At 42.4% G+C, this 13761-nt stretch carries 9 protein-coding genes; 8 read left to right on the forward strand and 1 reads right to left on the reverse strand.

All coding sequences use genetic code 11. The features are described from left to right. Positions 1-180: 180 nt before the first annotated feature. Positions 181-3015 carry an FAD-binding and (Fe-S)-binding domain-containing protein gene (locus F8N35_RS00855; RefSeq protein ID WP_293049468.1) on the reverse strand — a complete coding sequence of 945 codons (2835 nt, stop codon included), beginning with the start codon at positions 3013-3015 and terminating at the stop codon, positions 181-183. A 439-nt stretch (positions 3016-3454) separates the two neighbouring features. Between F8N35_RS00855 and F8N35_RS00860 the strand changes: the two genes are divergently transcribed. The 8 genes from F8N35_RS00860 to F8N35_RS00895 all read left to right on the forward strand — a co-directional run bounded on the left by F8N35_RS00860 (position 3455) and on the right by F8N35_RS00895 (position 13540). Then, the gene (locus F8N35_RS00860) at positions 3455-4303 is read left to right on the forward strand and encodes a hypothetical protein (RefSeq protein ID WP_293049469.1); all 849 of its coding nucleotides are present in this window, start codon (positions 3455-3457) and stop codon (positions 4301-4303) included. A gap of 441 nt (positions 4304-4744) precedes the next feature. Further along, on the forward strand, positions 4745-5596 hold the full coding sequence (locus F8N35_RS00865) for an ATPase (RefSeq protein WP_293049470.1): 852 nt from the start codon (positions 4745-4747) through the stop codon (positions 5594-5596). Between the two features lie 8 nt (positions 5597-5604). Continuing rightward, positions 5605-6441 (forward strand): N-acetylmuramic acid 6-phosphate etherase, encoded by an 837-nt coding sequence (gene murQ / locus F8N35_RS00870; protein WP_293049471.1) that lies wholly within the window; start codon positions 5605-5607, stop codon positions 6439-6441. Beyond that, positions 6438-7895, forward strand: a complete 1458-nt coding sequence (locus tag F8N35_RS00875) for a glycosyltransferase (RefSeq protein WP_293049472.1) — start codon at positions 6438-6440, stop codon at positions 7893-7895. The genes murQ and F8N35_RS00875 overlap by 4 nt, the downstream gene beginning before the upstream one ends. 169 nt (positions 7896-8064) lie before the next feature. Continuing rightward, positions 8065-9006, forward strand: a complete 942-nt coding sequence (locus F8N35_RS00880; RefSeq protein ID WP_293049863.1) for a DUF4922 domain-containing protein — start codon at positions 8065-8067, stop codon at positions 9004-9006. A gap of 226 nt (positions 9007-9232) precedes the next feature. Then, on the forward strand, positions 9233-11092 hold the full coding sequence (locus F8N35_RS00885; protein WP_293049473.1) for an MFS transporter: 1860 nt from the start codon (positions 9233-9235) through the stop codon (positions 11090-11092). Between the two features lie 50 nt (positions 11093-11142). Beyond that, positions 11143-12354 carry a DUF1343 domain-containing protein gene (locus F8N35_RS00890; RefSeq protein ID WP_293049864.1) on the forward strand — a complete coding sequence of 404 codons (1212 nt, stop codon included), beginning with the start codon at positions 11143-11145 and terminating at the stop codon, positions 12352-12354. Positions 12355-12361: 7 nt separating this feature from the next. Continuing rightward, positions 12362-13540 (forward strand): DUF5009 domain-containing protein, encoded by a 1179-nt coding sequence (locus tag F8N35_RS00895; RefSeq protein ID WP_293049474.1) that lies wholly within the window; start codon positions 12362-12364, stop codon positions 13538-13540. Positions 13541-13761 lie beyond the last annotated feature (221 nt).

The raw sequence follows: 13761 nt of genomic DNA on the forward strand, positions 1-13761 counted from the left end.
GATTTAAGACGCTACAAAGAAAAACTTTCAGCTTTTCTTTGTGACTTGGCGGCTTTGCGAGAGGAACATATTTTATAACGAATCATTGAATAATTGCAGGGAGTAAAAAAATATCCTCTTTTTGAAATTCAAAAGAGGATATTCGCATTGAACAGATTTGGTTAGTGTAGATGGACGAAATTAATGATTTTTTTTAGCTGTTGTACATTGATCTACAAGGTAAACAATTGACATATATGGAATTCCACTGTTAGTCGTCAGTCCGATTTCGCAGGTGCGACTGTTGGAATAGCCTTTTTTAATTCCGTTTGCCTCAATTTGAGGATGCAGCTTGCGAAGTGCATATTTGTTCACCTCCGGAGTGGTAAAGCCTTTGTCGCCAGCGAAGCCGCAACATCCAATCTCCGATGGAAGCAAAACGTTTGACGAACAACGATTTGCCAGACGGACTAACGTGTTCTTTAACCCCATTTTTGTCATGGAACAGGTGGTGTGTATTGCAATCGGTTCGTTGATAGGATGAAACTCCAGTTGGTCGACAAGATAGGTTTCGATAAATTCAACCGGTTCGTAGAGCTTCATTTTGGTAATTTTTTCCTTCATCCGGTAAAGGCACGGACTTTGATCGCATACCACAGGATATTTGCCCTGCTCGCTTGCTTTCCAGAGAGCAGCTTCCAGTTCTTCCGTCTTTCGATCCGCAATATCATACATACCTTTACTTTCCCAGATGGTTCCGCAGCACATCTTTTCCATCTCTTCGGGAAAAATCACTTCGTAGCCGGCTTTCTGAAAAAGCCCGGTCATTTTATCCGACAGAGGTGTTTGCTCGGGACTGTCTTTGTGAACTCCCATCGACTGGTTTATACAGCTTGGAAAGTACACCACTTTCAATTCGGAAGCTTTTATTTGAAGCTTGTTCAAATGAATTTTATGCGCCTTAGGCATAGCCGTTGTCCAAAGTGGTAGACCCATTTTGTTGGCTTCGTTGCAGAGATAGGTCATGTTTTTGCTACCCATCACTGTATGCGCAAAGTTGGCAAGTGTCAGTACGGAGCGTAATCCGGTTTTGATGCCTGCAAAATGATTGGCGGCAAAATTGCCTATATTCCATCCAAAACTGCCGGTTGGCAAAGAAGCGTGGCGAACATCGTGTGTCAGGTGGCCAGTGTTTATGCCCATTGGACACGAGGTGGCGCACAAGCCATCGCCGGCACAAGTTGCATTGCCAAGATATTTGTATCCTTTTTCAAGTTCATGCAGAACTTCGGGATTCTCGTTGCTTTGTTTGAGTCGCGTTATTTCACGCTGGATCACAATTCGTTGTCTGGAAGATAATGTGAATCCTGACGTGAGGCAGTTCACTTCGCAAAAGCCGCATTCAATACATTTGTCGACATGTGGGTTGGTAAGAGGCAACGGTTTGAAGTCTGAGATGAAACAATCCGGATTGTCATTGAAAATTACACCCGGATTGAGAATGTTATTCGGATCGAAAAGTTTCTTGACCTTTTGCATTATGAAAAATGCTTCGCTTCCCCATTCTTTTTCCACAAAAGGAGCCATGTTGCGGCCTGTTCCGTGCTCTGCTTTTAAGGATCCGTCGTATTTTTCGGTCACAAGCTCTACCACATCTTTCATCAACGATTCGTAGCGTGCAACTTCTGCGTTCGAGTCAAATCGTTGATTGATAATGAAGTGGAAATTGCCTTCAAGCGCATGTCCATAAATAACACTATCTGTATAGTTGTATTTTTCAAGAAGTTGCTGAAGTTCGGATGTCGCTTCTGCAAGGTCTTCCATGTGAAATGCCACATCTTCGATCAGGGTAGTAGTGCCGGGTTCGCGCATACCTCCCACCGAAGGGAAAATGCCTGAACGAATTGCCCACCACACGTTGTATACGTTTTCATCCTGTGTAAATGAGGCGGGTAGCACTGTCTCAAATTCCCCGATGCACAGCTCTATTGCTTCGATCTGATGCAACAATTCATCTTCCGTATTCGCTTTTGTTTCAATCAACAATGCAGTTACTCCGGGGGCAAGTTGCGGTAAATAATCGGGCATTCCTTCTTTGCCTTCGACCGATTGTAATGCTTTCCTGTCGAGCAGCTCCACTCCGGTGACAGGCGTATGCTTTAGCTTTTGAACAACCTCGCAGGCATATTTAATGTCTTTCAGGTAGAGCATGGCGCTCGCCTTGAAATGCATTTCAGGCTCGGTACTTACCGTAGCCTCTGCCAGAAAAGCCAAGGTGCCTTCCGAACCAACCAGTAAATGCGTGATAATATCAAACGGATCGTCGAAGGTTATGAAAGGAAGAATGTTGAGTCCGGTAACGTTTTTGATGTTGTACTTATAGCGTATTCTGTCGGAAAGAGCTTTGTTTTGACGTATTTCATCTCTTAATTCTAAAAGCGTCTGTATGAATTCCGGATGAGTAGCCTGAAATGCAGCTTTGCTTTGCTCGTCGGCAGTGTCCAGCAGTGTGCCATCTGCAAAAATGATACGTGCCGAAAGGAGGATTCTGTCGCTATTAGCGTGAATGCCGCAACTTTTACCTGAAGCATTGTTTATAATGATTCCTCCCACCATGGCCGAGTTAAGAGAAGCAGGATCAGGAGAAAATATTCTGTCGAAAGGTTTTAATATTTCGTTTACGCGGCTTCCGACAATGCCGGGTTGCAGTGAGATTGTTTCTCCATTGTCGTGAATTCTGTATTTTTCCCAGAGTTTCCCGACCACAATCAGAACCGAGTCGCTTATTGCCTGACCGGAGAGACTGGTCCCGGCAGCCCGAAACGTAACCGGAGTGGCGGTGTCGTTCGCATTTTTTAAAAGAGTTCTGATTTCTTCTTCGCTGGTCGGATGTATAACGAGCTGAGGAATCTTACGGTAAAATCCGGCGTCGGTACCCCAGGCTAGGCGACGTGTGATATCAGTAAACAAACGCTGTTTTGTTATCGTTGTGGGCATTGCTTGCTGAAAAGCTCTGATGTTATTTGAAGTGTTCATAAGCAAAGTAAAGAGAAGAAGTTATGAGGTGTGGTTTGAATTATAACACAATTGTCGGGTGCTATAAAAATGGATGTTTTAATGTTGCAAAGTAAATCATAATGTGTTATATTTGCGCTTTAATAGTGTAAAAATAAATTATAATAAATTAAAAGCAGAATAAAAATCCTAATTGTGCGATAATTCTGAGTCGTTGGAATGCGTTAAAATTTGGTTGATTATTTTAATTTATTAGAATTTCGTTAGTGTAATGTTGTTTATGGGCTTGTTGATTAACGGGATAATCGTTAATTTTGTGTTCTGATTTTTAGATGGCGGTGTAACCGATCGTCATCTGACTTCTTGATTTTCCAAGATATAGACGTCGTTCTGACGTTTCAAGCTACCGGGTATTAGTAATTGTGGAGTTGACGCAAAATATATTTTAAAAATATTTCCGATGAAATTAATTGCCGACAGTGGTTCTTCTAAAACCGAATGGTGTCTTGTAGAAGGTATCTATGTTATAGAGAGAGCTTTTACAGAGGGACTGAATCCTTTCTTTCAGATGCGAAGAGAGATTAGTCGGTCTATCAGGCTGCAATTGCCTGAGATTTTCTTCAAAAAGAAGGTTGATCAGATATATTTTTATGGAGCAGGATGTTCTTCTAAAGAAAAAAAGGATGTCATTAAGGCATCTCTGGTGACTCAATTCAGGGCTCCTGCAGAAGTGGAGAGCGACTTGCTCGGAGCTGTAAGAGCTTTGTTCGGCAATCAGCCCGGAATTGGTTGTATTCTTGGAACCGGTTCAAACTCTTGTTTTTACGATGGAGAAAAGATAGTTAAGAACGTAGCTCCTTTGGGTTACATTTTGGGCGATGAGGGCAGTGGTGCCGTCTTGGGGAAAATGTTTCTGAGTGATTGTATGAAGCAAATTGCACCGAAAGATTTGTGTGATATGTTTTACGATGTATACAAGATTACGCCGGCGGATATTATGGAAAACGTTTATAGTAAGCCTTTTGCCAATCGTTTTCTTGCGAGCTTTTCATTCTTCTTGGAAAAGCATCTCGATCACGAGTATGTCTATGAACTTGTGAGTCAGAATTTCCGTAACTTTTTTACCCGCAATATCGTGCATTACGATTATAAAGCTTATCCTATTCATTTTATGGGGCATGTGGCTTACTTCTATGCAGATATCCTGAAAGAGGTAGCTTCCGAATTTGATGTTGTCGTCGGCCAGATAGAAAAATCGCCGATGCCGGGGTTGGTTCGCTATCATACTGCCCATTGCCGGTTAGATTAACTCTATAATCATTATATAGATGAAAATCAGTGAATCTTACGATTTACTGATTTTTTTGTGCAATTGAATGTGTGTTTGTTTGATAAATATTTACAAATGAACTGTAGCTGTAGAGTAAACTGTTTTGCTGGTATTATCGGATATGCAGATCATATATTTATTTAATCATTTGTTAGTTAGTTGTTTGCTGCGTTATTTCTGTTGCCTCTTTTCTTTGCTTTTGAGCTGATTAAAATACAAAAAAGTGTATGAAAACAATAAATAAAATAAAAATAATGATTTATATGTTGTTTTCGGGTTTCAAATCATAAACTTTCAATTACCTTTGTTGCGATATAATTGATAAGCCGGCTTGAATACAATTTCACACTGCCATCTTCTTTTGACGGTGTCCGGACTTCAGATCAATTAGTTTTGATAAATCATTTTCATCAAATAAATATGATACTTATTGCGGATAGTGGATCTACAAAGACTTATTGGTCGCTTATTAAGGCTGATGGTAGTTGTAGTCATTATTACACACAGGGGATAAATCCTTTTTTTCAGACTGAATATGAAATAGAGGGATTTTTGCGGATGACATTGCTGCCACAACTTGGAATCAATGAAATTTCTGAAATTTATTTCTACGGTGCCGGGTGTGCCACAGAAAAGCAAATCAATTTGGTCAGGTCTGCTTTTTCCAAAGTATTTGTTTATGAAAAAATAGAGGTGGCAAGCGACTTGCTAGGTGCAGCAAAAGCGCTGTGTGGTGATGAGCCCGGTATAGCATGTATTTTAGGAACAGGATCAAACTCTTGTTATTACGATGGAAATACGATTGCACAACAGGTTTCTCCGCTGGGATTCATTATCGGAGACGAAGGTAGTGGTGCTTCATTAGGGAAGCGGTTGGTTGCCGATTGTCTGAAGAACCAACTTCCGGAAGGACTCAAAGAACGGTTTTTGGAACGCTTCAAGCTGACACAGGCTCAAATTGTAGAAAATATTTACAGCAAGCCTTTCCCGAGCAGATTTCTGGCCTCATTGTCGTTGTTCCTGATAGAAAATATAGAAGAACCGGCGCTATATCAGATAGTGTATGACGGTTTTACCGATTTCTTCAAAAGAAATGTTTTTCAATACGATTATAAAGGCAAAAAAGTAAATGTAGTAGGCTCTATCGGATATCATTATCAGGATGTGCTTCGCAAGGTGGCGGATGATCTTTCCCTGCAACTGGGGAAAATAATTCAGGCTCCTTCTGAAGAACTGATAAAATATCACATTCAACGGTCTAATAAACTCTGATTACGCGTATGGCGTTTAAAAAAATCACCGAGATGTCGTCGTTGCACGATAATCTTGACAAAAGTTCTGTGCTCGAATTGTTGACAGGTATCAACGAAGAAGATAAAAAAGTGCCTCTTGCTGTAGAAAAGGCGATTCCTCAGTTAGAAAAGCTGGTTGAATCGATAGTGTTGAGGATGAAGCGGGGTGGACGAATTTTCTACATGGGAGCTGGTACCAGTGGTCGGTTGGGAGTCCTCGATGCTTCGGAGATTCCCCCGACTTATGGTATGCCCAATACTTTGGTTATCGGTCTGATAGCCGGAGGCGACAGAGCGCTTCGTAATCCGGTGGAAGCCGCCGAAGACAGCGAAGAAAAAGGCTGGCAGGAACTGGTGAGTTATAATGTGAATGTGAATGATACAGTGATTGGTATCGCGGCATCAGGCACAACACCTTATGTGATAGGTGCTTTGAAGCATGCTCAGCTAAATGGAATTCTTACGGCTTCTATTTCTTGTAATCCTGACGCTCCGGTAGCTCAATATGCAGATATACCCATCGAGGTAATAGTAGGACCGGAATTTGTGACCGGAAGTACCCGTATGAAAGCCGGAACAGCACAGAAGCTGGTGCTGAACATGATCACGACGACCACCATGATTAAATTGGGACGTGTAAAAGGGAATCGGATGGTGAATATGCAGCTGACTAACAAAAAGTTGGTTGACCGTGGCACCCGAATGATTATGGAAGAAACCAATCTTGAATACGAAGCAGCAAAGAACCTGCTGTTACTGCATGGCTCGGTAAAAAAGGCTACCGACGCATTTTTTAATGTCAATAAAGAAGAAAATATCAAATGATACGAATTGATTGTTTTTTACCGTTTGCTTCTAAAGAGCAGATTACTCCGACTCTGGAACAACTGACTGCGTCATCGCTGGTCGGCAAAATTTATCTGTTGGCAACCGAAGAGACCCAAGGTTTCGGAGGTTACGAAGTGCTGCACATCGACAGCCTGAAAAGTAGTGCAACCATGCACATGATTGCTTCCAAAGCTACTTCTGACTATATTTTCGTTTATCAAAAATATTCACCCCTGCAATTGGGCTATTTTGCGCTCGATCGTATGGTGAACCTGGCCGATGACTCGGCTGCCGGTATGGTTTACGCTGATTTTTATCAGGTGATCGATGGCGTGAAGAAAATTCATCCGGTGATTGCTTACCAGGAAGGAAGCTTGCGCGACGATTTCGATTTCGGATCGGTGTTGCTTTTTTGCTCCAAAGCATTCAAAGAAGCCGTAGCGGCCATGAAGGCCAATTATGCTTTTGCAGGACTGTACGATCTGCGCCTGAAGCTTTCGCAAAAACACGATCTCGTTCATATCAACGAATATCTCTACTCAGAAATAGAAACGGATAGCCGTAAGTCGGGCGAAAAAATCTTCGACTACGTTGATCCGAAAAACCGAAGTGTACAGATTGAAATGGAAGCTGCCTGCACCGAACATCTCAAAGAAGTGGGTGCTTATCTGGCTCCTCAGTTCAAAGATGTGGCTTTCGAGGAAGGAAGTTTCCCGGTGGAAGCATCGGTTATCATTCCGGTATTCAACCGCGTTCGTACCATCGAAGATGCCATTCAATCGGTGTTGAAACAACAATGTAAATTCGATTTCAACCTTATTATTATCGATAATCATTCAACTGACGGAACCACGGAGTTAATCAAAAAATACGAATCGGATCCGCGGGTTATTCATTTGATTCCGGAACGTTTCGATCTGGGCATCGGAGGTTGCTGGAACGTGGGTGTACAGGATAAACGTTGCGGAAAATTTGCCGTTCAGTTGGATAGCGATGATGTTTACAGCGGAGAAACTACTCTGCAAACCATCGTGGATGCTTTCTACGAACAACAATGCGCCATGGTGGTGGGAACCTACCGAATGACCAACTTCAACATGGAAACCATTCCTCCCGGAGTGATTGATCACAAGGAGTGGACACCGGATAATGGTCGGAATAATGCTTTGCGTATCAATGGACTGGGAGCACCGCGTGCCTTTTATACCCCGATGTTGCGCAAAATTAAAGTGCCGAATACCAGCTATGGTGAAGACTATGCGCTGGGACTCTATTTCTCTCGCGAACACCGTATCGGACGTGTTTATGACGTGCTGTACCTGTGCCGTCGCTGGGAAGATAACTCGGATGCCTCGTTGGATATTGTGAAAATGAATGGTCACAATACCTATAAGGATCGCATTCGTACCTGGGAGCTGAAAGCTCGTAAAAAACTAAATGGAAAGCGTTAGCTTTAATTGTTAGTTGGGAGGAAAATAGTGGAAGGTATTTGTTGTTTTAGTTTTCAAATTTCCACATTTTCAAATCTTCAAATTTGTTAGTTGTCGTTTTTTTAATCTAATTACCATGAATCAATATCCTAAAGACGAAGAACTAAACTCTTGTTGTCAGGGTGACTCGTTGATGGATCGGGTGTACAATCTTCTTGAACGGCAAATCGCTGTCTGGGAGCTTCCGAAACGCAATTATACCTCGCTGGATAAGGTCGAAACCAAGACTTTGACAGTGGGTAGCATGGAGATGATGGTACAGTTCAATCCTTCGCGTATTGTCTCTTCTGCCGCAAAAGTGGATGCTGCTTCGATTAAGGAACGCAAGTGCTTTTTGTGTAAAGCGCATTTGCCTCAGGAACAAGAGGGAATTCCTTTTGGAGACGGATATTTGATCCTGGTCAATCCGTTCCCGATTTTTCCGAAGCACTTTACGATTCCGGCTTTGGAGCATACCGATCAGCTCATTCGCTCACGGTTGGGCGATATGCTGGATGTTGCCGAAGCATTAAATGATTGTGTTATATTTTACAACGGACCGAAGTGCGGAGCGTCCGCTCCTGATCACATGCACTTTCAGGCCGGTAACAGAGGTTTCCTGCCTCTTGAAAAAAACTGGAATTCTGTCTATCGTGAACAAGCCGCGGTAATTGTCGACTGTCCGGAAATTAAAGTTTCACGTCTTTCTTTTTATCCACATGCTGCATTGGTGCTCGAGTCGGCGGACAAAGAGGCTGTGCTGCAACTGTTTGAAAAAATCTACACTTTACTGACTGTTCCACAGGATAGTCCCGAACCCATGCTCAACTTGCTTTGCCGGTTCGACGATGGATTGTGGACGCTCTGGGTTTTCCCGCGGAAGTTGCACCGTCCCCGGCAATATTTTGCCGAAGGCGACGACAATCTGCTGATAAGCCCTGCATCCGTCGATTTGGGTGGCGTATTTATCACTCCGCTTCAAAAAGACTTCGAAAAAATCACATCAATCGATATAGAAGATATTCTCCGGCAAATCTCAATGGATGCGGACGAATTCGATTTGCTTTGCAGTCGGTTGAAAGATATTCGATAGAAGTATGGTTTTGTCTTGAATCATAAAATCCTCCTAACGGTGCAAGTGCTGATTGAAGAGCTGTAAATACTAATCGAAAATCAGTAAGTAGCATTCGGAAAGCTGTAAGTAACATTCCAAACGCTGTAAGTGACGTTTGGAAAGGTGTAAATAACATTCGAAGAACTATAAGTGGCATTCGAGAAGCTGCAAATGTTCGAAATAAAATAAGTATCGATAAATAGAAATGTCAAAATTCAAAAAAACTCCCTGGTTCTGGATTCCGACGCTTTATTTTGCGGAAGGAATTCCTTATGTGGTTGTTGCGACAACATTCTCGGTTATTATGTACAAACGACTGGGATTGTCAAATGCCGAAATAACTTTTTATACCAGTTGGTTGTATTTGCCCTGGGTTATTAAACCTTTCTGGAGTCCTTTCGTGGACATTTTCAAAACCAAACGTTGGTGGATTATCTCTATGCAGTTGTTGATCGGAGCCGGGTTGGCGGGAGTGGCATTCTTGTTGCATGCTCCGTTCTTCTTTCAAGCGACACTGGCTGTGTTTTGGCTTGTGGGATTCAGTTCTGCAACGCATGATATTGCAGCCGATGGTTTTTACATGCTGGCTCTCGACAATGCTCAACAATCGTTCTTCGTTGGGATCCGAAGTACGTTTTATCGTTTAGCCATGATTACCGGTCAGGGATTATTGGTTATCATTGCGGGTAGTCTCGAAACGTTTACCGGTTCTCAGCCGGTACAATTCTCAGTTGAGTCCTCAAGTTCGGTTCAATCAAAGGTGTGGCAATTACCGCAAGATTATCGTGTGCCCAAAACTGACGAGATGACCTTTGTTGCGTTCCCTTCTCATTTGATAATTAATACAAATAAAATAGCCAAAGATTCGTTGGCGAAAGTGAAGAAACTGGCAACACAGGAAAATGTAAAAAATGGTTTTGTAGAAGTAGAGCAGAATCTCTCCGAGCAAAATAAAAAAGCGCATGCTTCGTGGTGGACAGAGAAAGTCTCGGCTCCATTAGGAAGATTTTTGAAAGATCATTTTGGCAAAAAAACGGTTGTGTCGGCCTCGAATGAAAAAGTAGGCAATGCAGGGATTGTGGCTATTCGGCTGACAAAAAAACCTGATCCAGGCAAAACAGTGGTACTCAATACCGCTTTCACTAAAGGGGATAAGAGTATTTCTATAATCGGGGGAGAGAGAGTTGTCTTTTCCTCTGAAAACTGGGATAAACCAGCTTACGTGGTGGTGCAACTCGATAATAAATTGAACAACACTGTAAAAAGTGAATTCAAGGGCGTTTCTGGAAATATTAAGTTGGCATGGAGCATTACCTTTTTTATTTTGGCCGGCTTCTTTATCATGCTATTTGTTTACCATCGCTTTGTGCTGCCGAAACCGGACTCTGACCATTCCACAGCAGCCAGTAGTGTGAGGGATATCTTTAAGGAATTTGGGCGCACTTTTGCCTCCTTTTTTCAAAAACCGGGCGTGCTACTGGCCATCTTCTTTATGCTTACCTATCGGTTAGGTGAGGCATTGTTAATAAAAATAGTATCTCCGTTCCTGCTTGATGCCAGAGAAGCTGGAGGTCTTGGTCTGACGACAGGGCAGGTAGGACTGGTGTATGGAACGGTAGGTGTGGTGGCATTAACTCTTGGTGGTATCGTGGGTGGAATTGCAGCTTCACGTAAAGGGTTGAAATTCTGGATATGGCCTATGGCAATGGCGATCACGTTACCTCAATGTTCCTATATATTTCTATCAATGTTTATGCCGGAAAACTTCTTTTTTGTCAATCTTGCGGTTGCAGTTGAGCAATTCGGCTATGGGTTCGGATTTACCGCTTATATGTTGTATATGATCTCTTTTGCTGATGGAGAACATAAAACAGCTCATTATGCGATATGTACTGCTTTTATGGCTTTAAGCATGATGTTGCCGGGATTGTTTGCCGGTTGGTTACAAGAACAAATAGGCTATCAGCATTATTTTCTGTCGGTAATGCTGGCGATTATACCTTGTTACCTGGCCGTTTCGATGTTGAAGATTGATCCCGAATTCGGGAAGAAAAAGAAAAACTAACCGTTTTTACCAATGGCTTTGTGATGATGAAAAGATTAAATGTGATATGGATGATGGCCGCTTTGCTGTGCCTGTCTCAGAGCGGGATGGGTGCGCAAAGGGTAAAAACGGGTATTGAAGTACTCCGCGAAAGTGGATTCAAAATGCTTCAGGGAAAACGTGTAGGACTTATTACCAATCCTACAGGCGTTGACTCGCAATTGAAGTCGACAGTAGATATACTGAATGAAGCCGCGGGAGTAAAACTGGTTGCTTTATATGGTCCCGAACATGGAGTACGGGGTGATGTTTATGCCGGCGATCATGTGGATAGTATTGTCGATAAGACAGGAGTACCTGTTTATTCGCTTTACGGAAAATCAAAGAAACCGACACCCGATATGCTGAGAGATGTTGATGTGATTGTGTATGATATTCAGGATATTGGGTGTCGTTCCTATACTTTTATCAGTACCATGGGACTGGCCATGCAGGCAGCTGCCGAAAATGACAAAGAATTTGTGGTACTTGACCGGCCAAATCCGCTTGGAGGAGTGAAAATTGAAGGCAATCTGGCGGAAGACAAGTTTATCTCGTTTGTCAGCCAGTTCAAGATTCCGTACCTCTATGGGCTTACCTGCGGAGAGCTGGCCAAATTGCTAAACAACGAAAATATGTTAGGCAAGAAATGTAAGTTGACGGTGGTCCCAATGAAAGGCTGGAAGCGTAAGATGACTTATGCGCAAACCGGTTTGCCCTGGGTGCTCACTTCTCCGCATGTGCCTTATGCAGAGTCCGCGGCTTATTACGCTGCATCCGGAATTCTTGGCGAGTTTGATTTTATGTCGATTGGGGTGGGCTACACATTGCCATTCCAGCTTTTTGCCAAAGATTCGATTGATGCTAACGTCCTTGCCGAAAAGATGAATGCTCTGAAATTGCCGGGAGTGTTGTTTCGCCCGATCAACCTGAAGCCGTTTTATTCGGTAGGCAGGGGTTTGAATTATTCCGGCGTACAATATTTTATAACCGATTATAAAGTGGCTCGATTGACAGAGATTCAGTTTTGTGTGATGCAGGAGATGGCTAAACTCTATCCCGAAAAGAAGTGCTTCGGTCCTTCTACTAAGTCGCGGTACGATATGTTCGATAAAGTGTGTGGCAGCGACCAGATACGTTTGCGTTTTGCTCAAAATATGAATGTGGACGACATCCTTCCTTACTGGAGAAAAGATGAAGATGCTTTCAGAAAATTGTCAAAGAAATATTATCTCTATAAATAAAATTCCTATGCCGACGACTAACAGACTTTTGGCGCTTGATGTGATGAGGGGAATCACAATTTCCGGAATGATCCTGGTGAATAACCCGGGTTCGTGGGGGCATATTTTTACCCCGTTGGAACATGCATCATGGAATGGACTGACTCCCACTGATCTGGTATTCCCGTTCTTTATGTTTATTATGGGAGTTTCTACTTATTTCTCGCTAAAGAAATATGACTTTAAGTTTTCGTCGGAGGCGGCATGGAAGATTGGTAAACGTACACTGGTTATTTTTGGTATTGGTTTGGCTTTGGGTTGGTTTGGCTTGTTTTGCAGAACCACTCTGGACTTTGGCAATACAGAAATGACATTTTCCGAACGCCTGATGCATGGTCTGCTTCCATTCGACAGAATACGAGCCCTCGGTGTAATGCAACGACTGGCCTTGAGTTATTTCGGAGCTTCCATTATTATCCTGCTTATTAACCATAAAAAGGTATTGTATGTTGCAGGGGGGATTTTAGTTGCGTATCTGGCAATTTTGCTGCTTGGTAACGGCTTCGACCTGTCGGAAAACAACGTGATTAATATTGTCGACAGGGCTCTGTTTGGTGTCAATCACATGTATAAGGATACATTGCCCGATGGTTCTTTGTTTGCTTTTGATCCAGAAGGACTGTTGAGTACACTTCCTTGTTTTGCTCATGTGTTGCTGGGCTTCTACGTGGGTAAGATCATTAACGAAGTGAAAGATAACAGCCAGCGTATCCAGCAGATCTTTATTTTTGGAACAGTACTGCTGTTTGCCGGTTTCCTGTTGAGCTACGGATGTCCGATCAACAAGAAGGTATGGAGCACTACTTTCGTGATGGTAACATGCGGTTTAGGTTCTTTGTTGCTTGCTTTGTTGATATGGATTATCGATATAAAAGGATATGCCCGTTGGTCAAGATTCTTCGAGTCATTCGGTATCAATCCTTTGTTTATGTATGTTTTAGGAGCCTTCTTGTCAGTATTGTTCGGTACAATACCTTTGGTGATGAGTCCTGAAGTCTTAACTATCAAGGGATTTATATATAACGATTTGCTTTTGTCCTGGCTGCCCGACCTGTGGGCGTCTCTTGCGTTTGCGGTCTTTTTTGTCATGCTCAACTGGATTTTCGGACATATCCTGTATAAAAAGCAGGTATATATCAAGATATAGATTTTGTACATTGTTTCTCGCAGGAGCTTAAAAATATTTATGGCTAAGAAATGAACACAAAAAAATGTATGAAAAGCATAAAATATAGACTTTTGTGTTGTATCTTTGTAAAAATAGAGTAAATTTGTAGTTGTATATCTTATGGTTTTTATTGTGCTTGTTTTTGTGTCAAATATACACTAAAAAGCATATTTATATTTCATTAATTCGCAAAAACTCTA

Origin of the sequence: Paludibacter sp. (assembly GCF_009712605.1) — a bacterium.
GTDB lineage: Bacteria > Bacteroidota > Bacteroidia > Bacteroidales > Paludibacteraceae > Microbacter.